Here is a 15,632-nt window from a genome sequence, read left to right as displayed (position 1 = left end):
CCAATAGGGGAGGGAGAAAGGGATGAGGGAGGGGGGGCCCCACCGGCGCCCCCCCCCCCCGCCACCCTGATCCCGTCGCCCGCCCTTGTGTGCTTGTGAACGATCACCGCATCTTCTCTTGCCTTCCCCGGCGGTCTGCGCGTCAATGACAGCGGTTCGTCCGACGGACCGTCAGATCTCCATCGTTCACGCAGTGTCCGCACCCCTGCGTTCGGTATCGGAAGGGGTTCGAACCCGCCATGAGAAGCAGAAGCACCTTAGGGACCGTCGCGGTACTCACCGGGGCGCTCGCCGCCGCCGGACTCGCCTTCGCTCCGACGGCCGGCGCCGTCTCGCCGGGCACGGCTACGGCGACGTACGACTGCGGCAGCTGGGGCGGCGGTACCGCCACCCTCGCGGCCACGCAGAGCGGCACCGCCGCGACCATCAAGCTCACCTCGGCCATCACGACACCGATCGCGGTCGGTGCCGACCAGATCAGCGCCACGCTGACGATGGCCAAGGGCGGCGGTGGCACCCGCGTCTTCACCGGGAAGAAGAACCCGGCGCTCGGTGCCGGGCAGTCCGTCGTCATCGGCCCGCTCAGCGGGACCGTGGCCTCGGGCGACAGCCTCAACTCGTACTTCGCGGGGGTCGCCCTCAAGATGGTGATCTTCGGGGTCACGGTGAACTGCGACGCGGTGACGTCCCAGTCGCCGGGGCCGTTCGTCTTCGGCTGAGCCCCGCTCCCACCCCGGACCGGTGTCGCCTTCGGCGGCACCGGTCTCCGTCGTGACCTGCGGCAACACCGGAAACCCACCGATCTTGACAGTATCTGACGGGTCATCAGTCGACGGCATCCGATTCCCTTGACTTCTCCATGGCCGCAGCCGTCAATGGCGCCCACTCATCCCGCAGGAGGGGGCACATTCATGGCACTCACCCGATCCCGGGCGGCGGCCCGAAGACGGCGCTGGACCGCCGTCCTCGACGCCACCGCCCTCGCGGTCGCCGCCGGCGGCGCGCTCGCCGCCCCGGCCGGCGCGACGGCCGGCTCCCAGCCGGTGGAATTCCAGACCCGCTGCGTCCCGCCGCCGATCGCCGGCATCCCGCCCATCACGGGCGCCACCACCGCCGCGATCACGGTCGACAAGGCGAGCCCCAAGGTCGGCGAGACCGTGACCGTGACCTACACGATCACCAAGCCCGCCGCGTCCAACCCCGTCGACCTCGCGCTCCCGGCCGACATCATGACGCCCAGCGGCAAGGTGGTCCTCGGCGGCGCCCAGACCGGCACGGTCACCGTCACCGGCCCCAAGAAGAACCCGCCGGTCCCCGGCAAGGGCTCCTTCCCGGCCTTCTCCATGACGGGCACCTTCACCGCCACCGAGGCCGGATCGATCACCCTCTCGCCCGGCGACTACAACATCCACACCAGCTACCTCATGGAGCTGGACACCCCCTGCACGGTGCTCGACCCGCCCGCCCCGGTCTCCGAGACGGTCGTCGCGAGCCCCGTGACCAGCCCCCACACCCGCGCGCTCCAGCTCGACAGCGCCTCCGGCGACCCCGGCGTCCGCGTCACCGTCACGGGCAGCGGGTTCACCCCGCTCACCGAGGTCACCGTCACCGGCCGCGCCGGAGCGGCGGAGACCGCCGACCGGATGACCGTCACCACCGACAGCGAGGGAGGCTTCGCCGCGCGCCTCAAGGTCAACGACCCGGCGACCACCGGGATCGTCGCGTACGAGGGCACGGCCTGGGATCCGGGGAAGGGCGCGGGCCCCGCCGCGTACAAGGTCGTCGTCCCGGCTCCCCCGAACAGCCAGACGATCACCGCGGCCGTCACGCCGGGCGAGCTGTCCATGACCCAGGCCGGGGACGCCGTCCAGCTGTCCTCCGTCGACTTCGGCGCGGGCGGCGCGGCCACCGGCGCGCTCCGGACGGTGACCGTCAAGGACTTCCGCGGCGGCCCCGCCGGCTGGTCCCTGACCGGCAAGGTCACCGACTTCACCGGCCCCGGCGGCGCCATCGGGGCCGGGAACCTCTCCTGGACCCCCGCCTGCACCGCCAAGCCCGGCAGCCCCAGCGCCTGCGCGGCGGGCTCCGCCGGACCGGTCGGCAGCGGCGGCGCGACCCTCGCCTCCACCCCGAACGGCACCCTCACGGGCGGCGAGTTCACCGTCGACGCGCGGCTCTCCCTCGACGTCCCGGCGTTCACCGCGCCCGGCTCGTACGCGGGCGTGCTCACGCTGACCCTGTCCTGACGACTGCCAGACACCTCGGCGAGTGAGCCGAAGGGCGCCGCGGGTGCCGAGCGGGAGAACGCGCGCAGGCGGTGAGGAACGAGCCGCCGAGCACGATCGACCGTCGGCGCCCGCACCGGGCGCCCGGGGGCGAGCCGAGCCATGAGAAGAGGGGTCCGCACCCGTGCGCAAGCTCTCCGCACTCCTCCTGAGCGCCCTGGTCGCGCTGCTCGGCCTCGCGCCCGACGCCCGGGCCGCCGATAACGGCGAGTGGGCCGTCTACCCCGCCGCCTCCCGGCTCGGCGGCCGCCCGTACTTCTACCTCTCCGCCGACCCCGGGACCACGCTCACCGACCGCGTCACCGTCGCCAACAAGAGCGCCGCTCCGCTCACCTTCCGGCTGTACGGCGCCGATGCCTACAACACCGACCGCGACGGCGGCTTCGCCGTCCGCACCCAGCGGGAGAAGCAGACCGGCGCCGGGGCCTGGATCAGGCCCGAGCGGACCCGGATCACCGTCCCGGCCCGCTCCGCCGTCACCGTCCCCTACACCCTGACCGTCCCCGCCGACGCGGACCCCGGCGACCACCCCGGGGCCCTCGTCGCCCTCGACGAGCGGATCGCCCCGGGCGGGAAGGGCGCCGTCGCCGTCGGCGTCCAGCGCGCGGTCGGCGCCCGCGTCTACCTCCGGGTCAACGGGCCGACCGTCCCCGCCCTCGCCGTCGAGGACGTCACCCTCGACCAGGACCGGCCCCTGGTCCCCGGCACCCGCGCGAGCAGCGCCCTCGTCTCGTACACCCTGCACAACCGGGGCAACGTCACCCTCAGCCCGAAGGTCGTCCTGAAGGCCCGGGGCCTCTTCGGCCGCACCCTCCTCGACCGCGACCTGGCCGGGGTCCCCGCCGAGCTGCTGCCCCGCCAGAAGATCCGGCTCACCGAGCGCTGGACCCGATCCCCGCAGCTCGAATGGGGCGACGTGACGCTCACCGCCACCGCGAAGGACGTCCGGGAGACCGGCACCGTGTCCTTCCTGGCCCTGCCCTGGCTCGCCGCCTCGGTCCTCGTCGTGGGCGGCGCGGCCGGCCTCTGGGGCCTGCGGATACGGCGCCGCGGGGCACTGAGTGCGTGACGTGGGCGCTCATCGGGGACAATGGCCCCCATGAGCGCTCGCAACCAAGAAACCGAAGCCGTCCACCGGGCCGGCTTCGCCTGCTTCGTCGGCCGCCCCAACGCGGGCAAGTCCACCCTCACGAACGCTCTGGTCGGCCAGAAGGTGGCCATCACCTCGAACCGGCCGCAGACCACCCGGCACACCGTCCGCGGCATCGTGCACCGCCCCGAGGCGCAGCTGATCCTGGTCGACACCCCCGGCCTCCACAAGCCGCGCACCCTCCTCGGCGAGCGGCTCAACGACGTCGTGCGCACCACCTGGGCCGAGGTCGACGTGATCGGCTTCTGCCTGCCCGCCGACCAGAAGCTGGGCCCCGGCGACAAGTTCATCGCCAAGGAACTCGCCGGGATCAAGAAGACCCCCAAGGTCGCGATCATCACCAAGACCGACCTGGTCGACTCCAAGACCCTCGCCGAGCAGCTGATCGCCGTCGACCAGCTCGGCAAGGAGCTGGGCTTCGAGTGGGCGCAGATCGTGCCGGTCTCGGCCGTCGGCAACAAGCAGGTCCAGCTCGTCGCCGACCTGCTCATCCCGCTCCTGCCGGAGTCCCCCCCGCTCTACCCGGAGGGCGACCTCACGGACGAGCCGGAGCAGGTCATGGTCGCGGAGCTGATCCGCGAGGCCGCGCTCGAGGGCGTACGGGACGAGCTGCCGCACTCGATCGCGGTGGTCGTCGAGGAGATGATCCCGCGCGAGAACCGCCCGGCGGACCGGCCGCTGCTCGACATCCACGCGAACGTGTACATCGAGCGCCCCAGCCAGAAGGGCATCATCATCGGCCCCAAGGGCAGCCGCCTCAAGGAGGTCGGCATGAAGTCCCGCACGCACATCGAGGCGCTCCTCGGCACCCCGGTCTTCCTCGACCTCCACGTGAAGGTCGCGAAGGACTGGCAGCGGGACCCGAAGCAGCTCCGCAAGCTCGGCTTCTAGGGCGTGGTTCGAAAGTAGCGTCGTCCGCCCGGAGCCGCGCAGAGACGGGACTTTCGCAACACGCCCTAGACCCCGACGACCCCTACGCGCCTTCCTTGAGGACCCTCGTGATGAGGGTCCTCTGGGCGTCCGTCAGGCGGGGGTCGCAGCAGCGGACCGTGACCCCGTCGACGGTGATCTCGTACGAGAAGCCGTCCGGGACGCCCCGGCCCTCCTCGCCGCCCTCGTCGACGACCGTGCCGGCCAGGGCGTGCCAGTCGCCGGCGTCCGGCCGGCCGGAGGTGTCCACCTCCGCCGACCGCTCGATGCCCGCGAAACCACCCGTGCGCCGCACTCGAATCCGCATGGGCCCTGTCTACCAGCCGGTCACTCGGTGGGCACCCCCACCGCCGTCCACGCCTTCAGGACCGCCTGGATCTCCTCCCCGTCGCCGTACCGCGCCTTCGCCGCCGCCGCGGTGGCCCGCGCGAACTCGGAGAAGCGGGTCTCGGGGGTGAGGGTGCCGCCGGTCATCACGTCGTACCAGATCTGTCCCGCCCGCTCCCAGGCGTTGCCGCCGAGCTCGGTCGCGGCCAGGTAGAAGGCGTGGTTGGGGATGCCGGAGTTGATGTGCACCCCGCCGTTGTCACGGCCCGTGCGGACGTAGTCGTCCATGTGGGCGGGCTGCGGGTCCTTGCCGAGGATGTCGTCGTCGTACGCCGTGCCCGGGGCCTTCATGGACCTCAGCGCCTTCCCCTGCACGTCCGGGTGGAAGAGGCCCTCGCCGATGAGCCAGTCGGCCTGCTCGGCGCTCTGGTTGTGCGCGTACTGCTTCACGAGCGAGCCGAAGACGTCGGAGACCGACTCGTTGAGCGCGCCGGACTGGCCGAAGTACTCCAGGTTCGCCGTGTACTGGGTGAAGCCGTGGGCGAGCTCGTGGCCGATGACGTCCACGGGCAGCGTGAAGTCGAGGAAGATCTCGCCGTCGCCGTCGCCGAACACCATCTGCTCGCCGTTCCAGAAGGCGTTGCCGTACTTCTCGTCGTAATGGACGGAGGCGATCAGCGGCAGCCCGTCACCGTCGATCGAGTCGTGCCCGAAGGCGTTCAGGAAGAGGTCGAAGGTGGCGCCGAGGCCCGCGTAGGCCCGGTTGACGGTGGCGTCGGCGACCGGCTCCTCGCCCTCACCGCGAACCTTCTCGCCCGGCAGGTCGGTGCCGCGCCGGCAGTCGTGGACGGAGCGGTGCGGCTTGCCGGCGTCGGCGGGGGCGAGCGTCGGCACGGCGCCGGGCAGCGGCAGCACCCGGAACGTCCGGGCCGAGGCGTCCGCGATCAGGGTGCGGCGGGCGGCGGCGGCCACGGCCGGGTTCGAGGAGCGGGCGAGGTGCTCCAGGAGGTGGGGCGGCACGATCGGGCAGAAGACGGGCGTCTGAGGAGTCATCCCTGCAATGTGGCACTCCGTGACGGGACTGTCACGAGAAGAGACGAGGATTGGCGAAATGGAGTGATGAGTCACCTTTCGGGCTTGACGCGGACGCCGTCCCGCATACTGAAACAGGACGTCCGCCTTCCACGGACCTGGGCTATGGTGACGCACATCATGCGTTTCGGGCTGCTTCTCCTTAGCTGCCGCGGCGAGGGCCTGTAGTCGTAGGCCGACCCCCTCCCCGCGGGACCTGGTGTTGCGTTCGACAGTCGGCCGTCCACCCGCAGGACCCCGAGGAGCCCTACGCAATGTCTCAGTCGCCTTTCGTCAGCCGCCCGACGCCCATCACCAACGCGACGCACACGCAGCAGCCGTCCGGGATGCCGATCCACAAGTACGGCCAGTACGAGGCCGTGGTCATCCCCGACCGGACCTGGCCCGAGAAGCGCATCACCAAGGCGCCCCGCTGGCTGTCCACGGATCTGCGCGACGGCAACCAGGCCCTGATCGACCCGATGTCCCCGGCCCGCAAGCGCGAGATGTTCGACCTGCTCGTACGCATGGGCTACAAGGAGATCGAGGTCGGCTTCCCGTCCTCCGGCGAGACCGACTTCGCGTTCGTGCGCTCCATCATCGAAGAGGGAGCGATCCCGGACGACGTCACCATCTCCGTCCTGACCCAGGCCCGCGAGGACCTGATCGAGCGGACGGTGGAGTCCCTGGTCGGCGCCAAGCGCGCCACCGTCCACCTGTACAACGCGACCGCGCCCACCTTCCGCCGGGTCGTCTTCCGCGGCTCGAAGGAGCAGATCAAGCAGATCGCGGTGGACGGCACGCGGCTGGTGATGGAGTACGCGGAGAAGCTGCTGGGCCCGGAGACGACCTTCGGCTACCAGTACAGCCCCGAGATCTTCACCGACACCGAGCTGGACTTCGCCCTGGAGGTCTGCGAGGCCGTCTGTGACGTCTGGCAGCCGGGCCCGGGCCGCGAGATCATCCTCAACCTGCCCGCCACCGTGGAGCGTTCGACGCCGTCCACGCACGCGGACCGGTTCGAGTGGATGTCCCGGAACCTGACCCGCCGCGAGTACATCTGCGTCTCCGTCCACCCGCACAACGACCGCGGCACGGCCGTGGCGGCGGCCGAGCTGGCGATCATGGCCGGCGCCGACCGCATCGAGGGCTGCCTGTTCGGCCAGGGCGAGCGGACCGGCAACGTCGACCTGGTGACGCTGGGCATGAACCTGTTCTCGCAGGGCGTCGACCCGCAGATCGACTTCTCCCAGATCGACGAGATCCGCCGTACCTCCGAGTACTGCAACCAGATGGAGGTCCACCCGCGCCACCCCTACGCGGGCGACCTGGTCTACACCGCCTTCTCCGGCTCCCACCAGGACGCCATCAAGAAGGGCTTCGACGCCATGGAGGCCGACGCGGCCGCCCAGGGCAAGACCGTCGACGAGATCGAGTGGGCGGTGCCGTACCTGCCGATCGACCCGAAGGACGTGGGCCGCTCCTACGAGGCCGTCATCCGGGTCAACTCGCAGTCCGGCAAGGGCGGCATCGCGTACGTCCTGAAGAACGACCACAAGCTGGACCTGCCCCGCCGCATGCAGATCGAGTTCTCGAAGATCATCCAGCAGAAGACCGACACCGAGGGCGGCGAGATCACGCCGGCCGCGATCTGGTCCGTCTTCCAGGACGAGTACCTGCCCAACCCGGACAACGCCTGGGGCCGCATCCAGCTGCGCTCCGGCCAGACCACCTCCGACACGGACGGCACGGACACCCTGACCGTCGAGGCGGTCGTCGACGGCGCCGACACCGTCCTGACGGGCTCCGGCAACGGTCCGATCTCCGCGTTCTTCGCCGCGCTGCAGTCCATCGGCGTCGACGCCCGCCTGCTGGACTACCAGGAGCACACGATGAGCGAGGGCGCCTCCGCGCAGGCCGCCTCGTACATCGAGTGCGCCATCGACGGCAAGGTCCTGTGGGGCATCGGCATCGACGCCAACACGACCCGCGCCTCCCTGAAGGCGGTCATCTCGGCGGTCAACCGCTCCGCCCGCTGACCCACGCTCCGTACGGTGCCCCGTCCCCTCCACGAGGGGGCGGGGCACACCCCCGAGACCCCCGCGCCCACCGACACCCCCGCCCCCTCCCCGTCGGGCACCACCACCCCGGGGCCCGGGAGCACGCCGACCGCTCCGGAGGACTCCGCGTCACCGTCGGCCCCGGCCGCCCCGGGCGAGACCCCCGGCGGAACCCCGACCGCCACGGCGTCGACCCCCGCTCCGTCCGCCACCCCGGAGGGTGATCTCGCGACGACCGGTTCGGCCATCGGACCGGGCGCGATCGGCGCCGCCGTGGCCGCCGTCGCCGTCGGCGGCGGCTTCCTGGCCTCTGCGAAGCGCCGTCGCCGGGCCTCCTGAGCGCTCCCCGGGCGGTGACGTGTCTCGGCCATCTCCGCGGCGAAGTCATGACGGGGTGCTGACGCCACATCAAGGATGTGGCTAACATCACGCCAACGCCGGCAGTGCAGCCGGGCCGTTGAGGAGGTGCGTGTGCGGTCTGCCCGGAATCCACGTGGTGCGAAGGTGACCGTCTGCGGGATCCGCACCTCCTGGAACACCGTCGGAGACGGCGAGTTCTTCTGCGAGGAGTGCGGAGGCGACCGCAACTACCGGCGCCGCACCGGCCGCCGCAGGTTCGCCGTCCTGGGCGTCCCCGTCCTGCCCCGGGGCTGTACCGGCCCCGTCGTCGAGTGCGCGGCCTGTCACACGCACTTCGGTACGGAGGTGCTCGACCACCCGACGACGAGCCGTTTCGCGGCGATGCTGCGGGACGCCGTGCACACCGTCGCCCTGGCCGTCCTCGCGGCCGGCGGCACCGACTCCCGCGAGGCCCTGGACCGGGCCGTCACCGCCGTCCGGTCCGCCGGCTTCGACGGGTGCACGGCCGTCCAGCTCGTCGACCTCGTCGAGGCCCTGGAGGCCGACACCGGGCGTTTCATGCCCGAGGTGAACCCCGAGGGCACGATCCTCTCGATCGAGCTCCACGAGGCCCTGGAGCCGCTCACCCCGCACCTCGCCCCCGCCGGGCGGGAGTCGATCCTGCTCCAGGCCGCCCGGATCGCGCTCGCGGACGGTGCCTACACCCCGGCCGAGACCGAGGTCCTCGGAACCGTCGGGAACGCGCTGGCGCTCCCTCCCGAGGACACCGTCCGCCTCCTCGCCTCGGCCAGGACGGTGCCGTAGCCGCCCCGTCGGGGCGTTCAGACCAGGCCGTGGGCGTACGCGTAGGCCGTCGCGGCGGCGCGGGAGCCCACTCCCAGCTTCGCGGCGATGCTGTTCAGGTGCCGGGTCACCGTGTGCTCACTGATCACCAGGGCCTGCGCGATGCCCCTGTCCGTCCCGCCCGAGGCCGCGAGCCGCAGCACCTCCGCCTCCCGGGCGGTCAGCCCGCCCGGCAGCCGCCGCCGCGCCCCGCCCGTCAGCAGCGCCGCCGCCCGCCGGGCCTCCGGCTCCGCCCCGAGCCGCTCGAACACCGCCCGCGCCGCGCCCAGCTCCCGGCGGGCCGCCTCCTCGTCGCCCACCCTCCGGTCGGCCGCCGCGAGCACCGTCCGCACCCGCGCAGCCTCGTACGGCACCCGCAGCTCCAGCCATCCGGCGAGCGCCCGGCGCAGCAGCCGCAGGGCGGGCTCCGGCCGGGCCTCCGCCTGCGCCACCGTCCCCCGCGCCGTGTCCGCCATCGCCCGCAGCAGCGGGACGTCCCCGGCCAGCACCTCCAGCTCCGCCGCCGCGCCCGCCGCCCCGGGCACGTCACGGACGGCGAGCGCCACCTCCGTACGGGCGGCGAGCAGCCGGGCCCGGCCGAGGAGGTCGTGGCGACGGTCGCTCTGGCAGGCGAGCGCCAGGTCGACCCCGGCCACCGCCGCGTCGGTCCGCCCCTGCGCGAGGCGCAGCAGCGCGAGGCCCGGCTGCGGGATGCGGCCCAGCTCGTGGGCGTGCGCGTAGGAGACGGCGGCCTCCTCGAGGCGGCCCTGGCGCCGCTGGACGTCGCCGGCGACGTAGTACGCGGCGGCCGCCGACCCCAGGCAGTCCACCGGCACCTCCCGGCAGACCCGGTGGGCCTCCGCCTCCGCGAGCGCCCACGCCCCGAGGAGGTCGAGCACCTCGACCCGGCGCGCCCGGCACACCCCGCGGAAGGGGTTCTCGCCGGAGGGGACGGCCATGGGTACGGAGACGGGGGCGGGGTCTTCCGGGGAGTCGGGGGCGGCGACTGAACCGGGTCTGCTCGCCGCCGCGTCCGCCGGGCGGCCCGTCCAGGGGGGCGCGCACCATTCCATCGCCGCGTTCGTCCACTCCACCGCGCGGCCGAACTCCGCCGCCTCCATGCACCGGGTCAGTACGAGGCAGTAAAGCCGGCCCGTGAACAGGCCGCTCAGTTCACCCGCCGAGACCGCGCCCATCGCGTCGTCCAGGCGGGCGAGGGCCTCGGCGCGGCGGCCGGTCGCGAAGAGGACCGAGGCCTCGGCCTGGCGGCTGAGGGCGAGGAGGTCCGGGCTGCCCGAGCGGACGGCGAGCCCTGTCATCCGGCGGGTCGCGGCGAGGGCCGCCGCTCCGTCGCCGTGGGCCGCCGCCGCCTCCGCGTCGGTCCACGCGAGGAAGCACTGCTCGGGGCAGGGCGGCCGGTCGTCCAGGTGGTGGTGGGCCCGGTGGAGCCAGCCGGACGCGGCGGCGGGCCGGCCGAGGCCCTCGTACTCGTACGACAGCCACCAGGAGGCGAGCCCCGCGCCCCGGTGGTCGCCGCCCGCCACGTACGCCGCGTGCGCCCGCAGCCGGGCCGCGACCGACTCGTCCACCTGGCCCGCCCACCAGGCCGCGTCGGCCAGGGTCATCAGGTCGTCGGCGGTCAGCGCGCGCGAGGGGTGCGCGTCGTGGGCGTGCAGCAGTTCGTACGCCTCGGCCCAGGACTCCCGGGCCGCCGCGGCCCTCGCCCGGGTGATCGGGTCGATCGTGGGTGCGGACACGGCCCTCACCTCTTCCGGGTCCTTCCAGCGTAGGACCGGGAGGGGGCGAGGGCCCCGCGGGCGGCTACTCGATCGCGCCGCTCGCGCGCAGCATGTCCTCGCGCTCGACGATCTTCACGCGCTCGCGGCCCTGGGGCTCGCCGAGCGCCTTCTCGGCGGCGTCGAGGGCGTACCAGCCCTCCCACGTCGTGTACGTGACGCCCTTGCCCTCCAGGAAGGACACGACCGCGTCCTCCTCCGGGGTCTCCGGCGTGAGCAGGCGCCCGTTCGCGAAGTCGTCCAGGAGGTTCGCGACGGTCTCGTTGGCGTCGCCCTTGGTGTGGCCGATGAGGCCGACGGGGCCGCGCCGGATCCAGCCGGTGCAGTACGTGGAGGCCATGTGCTCGCCGGTCTCCTCGATGACGCGGCCGCCCTGGTCCGGGACGGTGCCGGAGACGGCGTCCCAGGGGAGCTTGGGCAGCTCGTCGGAGAGGTAGCCGACGGCGCGGTACACGGCCTGGACGTCCCAGTCCGTCGTCCGGCCGGTGCCCTTGACGTTGCCCGTGCCGTCGAGCTCGGTGCGCTCGGTGCGCAGGCCGACGACCTGTCCGTCCTCGCCGAGGATCTCGACGGGGGACTCGAAGAAGTGCAGGAAGAGCTTGTGCGGACGGTCGCCGGCGTCGCGGATCGCCCAGTTCTCCAGGGTCTTGGCGACCATGTCGGTCTGCTTGTTCTTGCGGCGCTCGGCGATCGAGCCCTCGTCGTAGTCGATGTCCTCGGGGTTGACGATGACCTCGATGTTCGGCGAGTGGTCCAGCTCGCGCAGTTCCATGGGGCTGAACTTCGCCTGCGCCGGGCCGCGGCGGCCGAAGACGTGGATCTCGGTGGCCTTGTTGGCCTTGAGGCCCTCGTAGACGTTGGCCGGGATCTCGGTCGGGAGCAGCTCGTCGGCCGTCTTGGCGAGGATGCGGGCGATGTCGAGGGCCACGTTGCCGACGCCCAGGACGGCGACCTTCCCCGCCTTCAGGGGCCAGGTGCGCGGCACGTCCGGGTGACCGTCGTACCAGGACGCGAAGTCGGCGGCGCCGTACGAGCCGTCCAGTTCGACGCCCGGGATGCGGAGCTCGCGGTCGAACATGGCGCCGGTGGAGAAGACCACCGCGTCGTAGAAGGAGCGCAGGTCGTCGAGGTGGACGTCGGTGCCGTAGTTCACGTTGCCGAAGAGGCGGACCTGCGGCTTGTCGAGGACCTGGTGGAGGGCGGTGATGATGCCCTTGATGCGGGGGTGGTCGGGGGCGACGCCGTAGCGGATCAGGCCGAAGGGGGCCGGCATGCGCTCGAAGAGGTCGATCGACACGCCCGGCTCGGCGGCGGCCTCGGACTTCAGCAGCGCATCGGCGGCGTAGATTCCGGCGGGGCCGGCGCCGACGATCGCGACCCGGAGAGGGCGGGGCATGACGGGGTTTCCCTTCGCAAGCGACATGGCGGCGAGGCCGCCGACACTTAGGTCACCCTAAATAACCCCTCGCGCGGAGTGGTACCCGCCCCCGGTCTATGGCCTCATAAGGTGGACTTATGACTTCCATAAGTACCCCTAGGCGGGCGCGGAGAGGTCGATCGTGCCGAGGAGTATCTGGACGGTGATCCCGATCAGGGTGGCGAACGAGGAGAGCCCGCCGAGGGTGAGCAGGAGTCCGGTCCCCAGCTCCCCGCGCCGGAGGAGCGCCGTCCTCGGGAGGACGACGTTCCCCGGGTCCTCGGGGTCGTAGCTGACCTTGACGGCCACGCGGCCGGCCCAGGTGAACACGTTGCGGATCAGGCCCGAGGGGTCGGTGTACAGGTACATCCCCGGCCGCTCCGGGACCTCGGCGGCGAAGGTCGTGATGCCGTACCGGGTCAGGCGCCACTCGCGGTACCAGTTGACCAGGGCGTTCCCCCCGGCGACGAGGCATCCCGAGCCGACCAGGCCCAGGGGCACGAAGAGGACCACGGCGACCGGCTGCCCGCCGACGGAGGCGAGCACGCACAGGGCGATCACCAGCGTCAGGAGCCCGGCCGTCCACCACGTCACGAACCGCCGCTTCCGCGCCCGCCTGCTCAGCGCGAACCGGCGCGTCTCGACGAGAGCGGACCCGTCGGCCGCCGTGTCCCGGCCCTCCGCCCCGGGCAGGGCGGCGTTCACCGTCGCGGCGAACAGGGCGGCTCCGGCCTCGCTCACCCCGTCGACCCGGTGCGCGGCCGGTACGGCTCCGGCCGGCGCCGTCAGCTCGACCGTGACCGACCGCCCCTCGACCCGGACCTCCCGGATCGCGGCCAGGGGAATGCGCGCCTCCTCCTGCGGCCGGCTCAGGAGCACCGCGTCACCGTCGAGTTGGAGGGAGACCTTCTTGGCGCCCTGGACCACCGGCGCGGACGGGCTGATCGTCATCTGGCGATGCCGTCGACGAAGGCGGACCAGGCGGCGGCGGGCACGACCAGGACGGGACCGTCGGTGACCTTGCTGTCCCGGACGGGGACGACACCGGGGACGTCGTCGAGGACCTCGACGCAGTCTCCGCCGGACCCGTTGCTGTAGGTGCTCTTGCGCCAGGCGGCGCCGACGAAGTCGTACGCGACCTCGACGCAGTCGCCGCCCTGACCGTTGCTGTAGGAACTCTTGAACCAGTGGGCGTTGCTCAGGTCGTACTGGCGCATCGTCTGTAGTCCTCCGCCGCCGACTCGATCAGGGTCAGGGACGCCTCCGGCGACAAGGTGGCGACCCTGAGCAGATCGTAGGCGCGCTGTGCCTGCTTCACCACTGCCGGATCGTCCAGGAGCGTCCCCGAAAACTCGGTCTCCGTATAGGCCGTTGGCGGTGCGTCGTCGAACTCCAGGAGCTTGAGCGAGCCGGTCATGAACGCGTGCGCGCCTGCGGACCGTGGAAGCACTGTCACCAACACCCACCGCTCCCTCGCCAGGGTGATGATGTGATCCAGCGTCGTGGCCATCACCTCCGGGCCGCCCACAGGGGTGAGTAGCGCGTTCTCGTGCAGGATGACCCAATACTCGGGTCTTGTAGCGTCCGTGAGGATCCTCGCTCGGTCCATCCGGGAGCTGACCTTCTCCTCGACGTACTCCTCCGTTGCGAAGGGGTTCGCCGCCACCGTCACCGCCCGCGCGTACTCCGCCGTCTGCAGCAACCCCGGCACCACCGTCGGCGCGAACTCGCAGATCCGCGTCGCCACCCGCTCCAGCTCCGCCACCTCGCTGAAATAAGCGGCGTACGGCGACCTGTTGATGAGCTTGCGCCACGTACGTTCGAAAATACCGCCGGTTTGTAGGACCTCGTCGATTCGCTGCGCCACATCCAGCTGCGGCTTTCGAATTCCCTGCTCGAACAGGCCGATGTACGCCCCGGATACGAACACCCGTCTGCCCAGTTCGCCCTGGGAGAGGCCCGCCGCCTCCCGGCGTTCCTTGAGGAGCTCGCCGAAGAACTCCCACGCGTCCTGCTGCTTGCTTCTGGCCATGGATTAACTCCCCAACCCTACGCCGCAGTTGTATGGCCTGCGCATCTGCCGATTCTACGGATCCGCCCCCACCCTGGTGAGGCGAAGCGGGAAATGGATTCAGAAAGGCATACGTTGGTGAAGGAAGACATCATGAAGACGACCACGGGGGCCATCGAAGCCGCAAACGAGGCAGTGACGGAATTGCGCGAGGCGCTCGCGAGGGCAGGAATCACGATCCCCTCGCTCGGGCTCGACGTCGTCACCCTCGCCGCCGATCCTCCGAGGCCGCTCGTGGAATTGGGATGCTGCACGGTGGAAACGGCCCGGCTCCTCGCCGCCGCCGTCCTGCCGAGGGAGGAGAGCCGCTCATGACGCTGCCCATCGGGTCGTACGTCGTCGAGATCCGCACCGGACGGGTCGGGAGGCTCATGGGGCGCGAGGGCCCCTACGTCCAGATCCGCCCGCTGGGCGGCGGGCGGGAGTGGGACGTCGAGCCCGAGGGGGTGCGGGAGGCCACCTCGGCCGAGCGACTGAGCGCGGCCACGGCACACGTCAACGCCCGGAGCCGGGGCGAGGTGCCCTGAGCCCGGCTCCGTGAGACCCGGCAGGGACCACGGCCGTCGTGCGCGAGAATGGGCGCATGAGTCTGTTCCGCGACGACGGCATCGTGCTGCGCACCCAGAAGCTGGGTGAAGCGGACCGCATCATCACGATCCTCACGCGCGGTCACGGCCGCGTACGCGCTGTCGCGCGGGGCGTGCGCCGGACGAAGTCGAAGTTCGGGGCGCGCCTCGAACCCTTCTCGCACGTGGACGTGCAGTTCTTCGCCCGGGGGAGTGAGCTGGTCGGGCGTGGCCTGCCGCTGTGCACGCAGAGCGAGACCATCGCCGCGTACGGCGGCGGGATCGTCACCGACTACGCCCGGTACACGGCGGGCACGGCCATGCTGGAGACGGCGGAGCGGTTCACCGACCACGAGGGCGAGCCGGCCGTGCAGCAGTACCTGCTGCTCGTCGGCGGCCTGCGGACGCTCGCCCGGGGCGAGCACGCGCCGCACCTCATCCTGGACGCCTTCCTCCTCCGCTCCCTCGCCGTGAACGGCTACGCGCCCAGCTTCGACGACTGCGCGAAATGCGGACTCCACGGGCCGAACCGGTTCTTCTCGGTCGGGGCGGGCGGGGTCATCTGCGGCGACTGCCGGGTGCCCGGAAGCGTCGTACCCTCTGCGGAGGCCATCGGCCTGCTCAGCGCGCTGCTCACCGGCGACTGGGCGACGGCGGACGCGTGCGAGCCGCGTCACGTCAGAGAGGGCAGCGGACTCGTGTCCGCCTATCTGCACTGGCACCTGGAGCGCGGCCTGCGCTCCCTGCGGTACGTAGAGAAAAGCTAGGAGAGACCAC

General features: G+C 72.0%; 17 protein-coding genes. 10 read left to right on the top strand and 7 right to left on the bottom strand.

Features of this window, described 5'->3' with window-relative positions; genetic code table 11:
- Positions 1 to 239: 239 nt before the first annotated feature.
- From ACZ51I_RS03520 to era, 4 genes are all read left to right on the top strand, one after another.
- The gene (locus ACZ51I_RS03520; protein WP_468871226.1) at positions 240 to 719 is read left to right on the top strand and encodes a hypothetical protein; all 480 of its coding nucleotides are present in this window, start codon (positions 240 to 242) and stop codon (positions 717 to 719) included.
- Between the two features lie 192 nt (positions 720 to 911).
- The gene (locus ACZ51I_RS03515; RefSeq protein WP_468871225.1) at positions 912 to 2,246 is read left to right on the top strand and encodes a beta-xylosidase; all 1,335 of its coding nucleotides are present in this window, start codon (positions 912 to 914) and stop codon (positions 2,244 to 2,246) included.
- A 163-nt stretch (positions 2,247 to 2,409) separates the two neighbouring features.
- The gene (locus ACZ51I_RS03510) at positions 2,410 to 3,354 is read left to right on the top strand and encodes a DUF916 domain-containing protein (protein WP_468871224.1); all 945 of its coding nucleotides are present in this window, start codon (positions 2,410 to 2,412) and stop codon (positions 3,352 to 3,354) included.
- A 21-nt stretch (positions 3,355 to 3,375) separates the two neighbouring features.
- Positions 3,376 to 4,326 (top strand): GTPase Era, encoded by a 951-nt coding sequence (gene era, locus ACZ51I_RS03505; protein ID WP_468871223.1) that lies wholly within the window; start codon positions 3,376 to 3,378, stop codon positions 4,324 to 4,326.
- An 82-nt stretch (positions 4,327 to 4,408) separates the two neighbouring features.
- Here era and ACZ51I_RS03500 read toward each other — a convergent pair whose 3' ends face one another.
- A complete protein-coding gene (locus ACZ51I_RS03500) occupies positions 4,409 to 4,672 on the bottom strand; it encodes a protealysin inhibitor emfourin (protein ID WP_468871222.1) in 264 nt (87 codons plus the stop codon).
- Positions 4,673 to 4,692: 20 nt separating this feature from the next.
- Complete coding sequence (locus ACZ51I_RS03495) at positions 4,693 to 5,745, bottom strand: M4 family metallopeptidase (RefSeq protein ID WP_468871221.1); 1,053 nt, start codon at positions 5,743 to 5,745, stop codon at positions 4,693 to 4,695.
- A gap of 293 nt (positions 5,746 to 6,038) precedes the next feature.
- Between ACZ51I_RS03495 and leuA the strand changes: the two genes are divergently transcribed.
- The 3 genes from leuA to ACZ51I_RS03480 all read left to right on the top strand — a co-directional run bounded on the left by leuA (position 6,039) and on the right by ACZ51I_RS03480 (position 8,987).
- Positions 6,039 to 7,802, top strand: coding sequence for a 2-isopropylmalate synthase (leuA, locus tag ACZ51I_RS03490; RefSeq protein WP_468871219.1), 1,764 nt, complete (start codon positions 6,039 to 6,041; stop codon positions 7,800 to 7,802).
- 15 nt (positions 7,803 to 7,817) lie between these two features.
- The gene (locus ACZ51I_RS03485; RefSeq protein WP_468871218.1) at positions 7,818 to 8,162 is read left to right on the top strand and encodes a hypothetical protein; all 345 of its coding nucleotides are present in this window, start codon (positions 7,818 to 7,820) and stop codon (positions 8,160 to 8,162) included.
- A gap of 132 nt (positions 8,163 to 8,294) precedes the next feature.
- A complete protein-coding gene (locus ACZ51I_RS03480; RefSeq protein WP_468871217.1) occupies positions 8,295 to 8,987 on the top strand; it encodes a TerB family tellurite resistance protein in 693 nt (230 codons plus the stop codon).
- A 17-nt stretch (positions 8,988 to 9,004) separates the two neighbouring features.
- On the opposite strand, the gene ACZ51I_RS03475 is transcribed toward ACZ51I_RS03480, so the two are convergent.
- The 5 genes from ACZ51I_RS03475 to ACZ51I_RS03455 all read right to left on the bottom strand — a co-directional run bounded on the left by ACZ51I_RS03475 (position 9,005) and on the right by ACZ51I_RS03455 (position 14,250).
- The gene (locus tag ACZ51I_RS03475) at positions 9,005 to 10,762 is read right to left on the bottom strand and encodes a helix-turn-helix transcriptional regulator (RefSeq protein ID WP_468871216.1); all 1,758 of its coding nucleotides are present in this window, start codon (positions 10,760 to 10,762) and stop codon (positions 9,005 to 9,007) included.
- Between the two features lie 64 nt (positions 10,763 to 10,826).
- Positions 10,827 to 12,197, bottom strand: a complete 1,371-nt coding sequence (locus tag ACZ51I_RS03470; RefSeq protein WP_468871215.1) for an FAD-dependent oxidoreductase — start codon at positions 12,195 to 12,197, stop codon at positions 10,827 to 10,829.
- 138 nt (positions 12,198 to 12,335) lie between these two features.
- Complete coding sequence (locus tag ACZ51I_RS03465; protein WP_468871214.1) at positions 12,336 to 13,169, bottom strand: hypothetical protein; 834 nt, start codon at positions 13,167 to 13,169, stop codon at positions 12,336 to 12,338.
- Positions 13,166 to 13,435: a DUF397 domain-containing protein gene (locus ACZ51I_RS03460; RefSeq protein WP_468871213.1), complete on the bottom strand. Its 270-nt coding sequence runs from the start codon at positions 13,433 to 13,435 to the stop codon at positions 13,166 to 13,168. The genes ACZ51I_RS03465 and ACZ51I_RS03460 overlap by 4 nt, the downstream gene beginning before the upstream one ends.
- On the bottom strand, positions 13,417 to 14,250 hold the full coding sequence (locus tag ACZ51I_RS03455) for a helix-turn-helix domain-containing protein (RefSeq protein WP_468871212.1): 834 nt from the start codon (positions 14,248 to 14,250) through the stop codon (positions 13,417 to 13,419). Before ACZ51I_RS03455 ends, ACZ51I_RS03460 begins: the two co-directional genes overlap by 19 nt.
- 132 nt (positions 14,251 to 14,382) lie before the next feature.
- Between ACZ51I_RS03455 and ACZ51I_RS03450 the strand changes: the two genes are divergently transcribed.
- The 3 genes from ACZ51I_RS03450 to recO are packed head-to-tail and all read left to right on the top strand — an operon-like array spanning position 14,383 to position 15,622.
- On the top strand, positions 14,383 to 14,604 hold the full coding sequence (locus ACZ51I_RS03450) for a hypothetical protein (RefSeq protein ID WP_468871211.1): 222 nt from the start codon (positions 14,383 to 14,385) through the stop codon (positions 14,602 to 14,604).
- Complete coding sequence (locus ACZ51I_RS03445) at positions 14,601 to 14,816, top strand: hypothetical protein (RefSeq protein WP_093876188.1); 216 nt, start codon at positions 14,601 to 14,603, stop codon at positions 14,814 to 14,816. The genes ACZ51I_RS03450 and ACZ51I_RS03445 overlap by 4 nt, the downstream gene beginning before the upstream one ends.
- Before the next feature lie 56 nt (positions 14,817 to 14,872).
- Positions 14,873 to 15,622, top strand: a complete 750-nt coding sequence (gene recO / locus ACZ51I_RS03440; RefSeq protein WP_055643554.1) for a DNA repair protein RecO — start codon at positions 14,873 to 14,875, stop codon at positions 15,620 to 15,622.
- The last annotated feature ends 10 nt before the right edge of the window (positions 15,623 to 15,632 follow it).

The sequence above is a fragment of the Streptomyces sp. NPDC034084 genome (assembly GCF_055575535.1).
The sequence above is the reverse complement of the archived record's forward strand: the minus strand, read 5'-3'. Positions and strand labels throughout refer to the sequence as shown.

What these genes read in the sequence shown, in the direction of transcription:
- ACZ51I_RS03470 (WP_468871215.1), bottom strand. Translation starts at nt 12,197, where the DNA reads ATGCCCCGCCCTCTCCGGGTCGCGATCGTCGGCGCCGGCCCCGCCGGA.
- recO (WP_055643554.1), top strand. Translation starts at nt 14,873, where the DNA reads ATGAGTCTGTTCCGCGACGACGGCATCGTGCTGCGCACCCAGAAGCTG.
- ACZ51I_RS03500 (WP_468871222.1), bottom strand. Translation starts at nt 4,672, where the DNA reads ATGCGGATTCGAGTGCGGCGCACGGGTGGTTTCGCGGGCATCGAGCGG.
- era (WP_468871223.1), top strand. Translation starts at nt 3,376, where the DNA reads ATGGCCCCCATGAGCGCTCGCAACCAAGAAACCGAAGCCGTCCACCGG.
- ACZ51I_RS03495 (WP_468871221.1), bottom strand. Translation starts at nt 5,745, where the DNA reads ATGACTCCTCAGACGCCCGTCTTCTGCCCGATCGTGCCGCCCCACCTC.
- ACZ51I_RS03450 (WP_468871211.1), top strand. Translation starts at nt 14,383, where the DNA reads ATGAAGACGACCACGGGGGCCATCGAAGCCGCAAACGAGGCAGTGACG.
- leuA (WP_468871219.1), top strand. Translation starts at nt 6,039, where the DNA reads ATGTCTCAGTCGCCTTTCGTCAGCCGCCCGACGCCCATCACCAACGCG.
- ACZ51I_RS03520 (WP_468871226.1), top strand. Translation starts at nt 240, where the DNA reads ATGAGAAGCAGAAGCACCTTAGGGACCGTCGCGGTACTCACCGGGGCG.
- ACZ51I_RS03465 (WP_468871214.1), bottom strand. Translation starts at nt 13,169, where the DNA reads ATGACGATCAGCCCGTCCGCGCCGGTGGTCCAGGGCGCCAAGAAGGTC.
- ACZ51I_RS03445 (WP_093876188.1), top strand. Translation starts at nt 14,601, where the DNA reads ATGACGCTGCCCATCGGGTCGTACGTCGTCGAGATCCGCACCGGACGG.
- ACZ51I_RS03460 (WP_468871213.1), bottom strand. Translation starts at nt 13,435, where the DNA reads ATGCGCCAGTACGACCTGAGCAACGCCCACTGGTTCAAGAGTTCCTAC.
- ACZ51I_RS03455 (WP_468871212.1), bottom strand. Translation starts at nt 14,250, where the DNA reads ATGGCCAGAAGCAAGCAGCAGGACGCGTGGGAGTTCTTCGGCGAGCTC.
- ACZ51I_RS03515 (WP_468871225.1), top strand. Translation starts at nt 912, where the DNA reads ATGGCACTCACCCGATCCCGGGCGGCGGCCCGAAGACGGCGCTGGACC.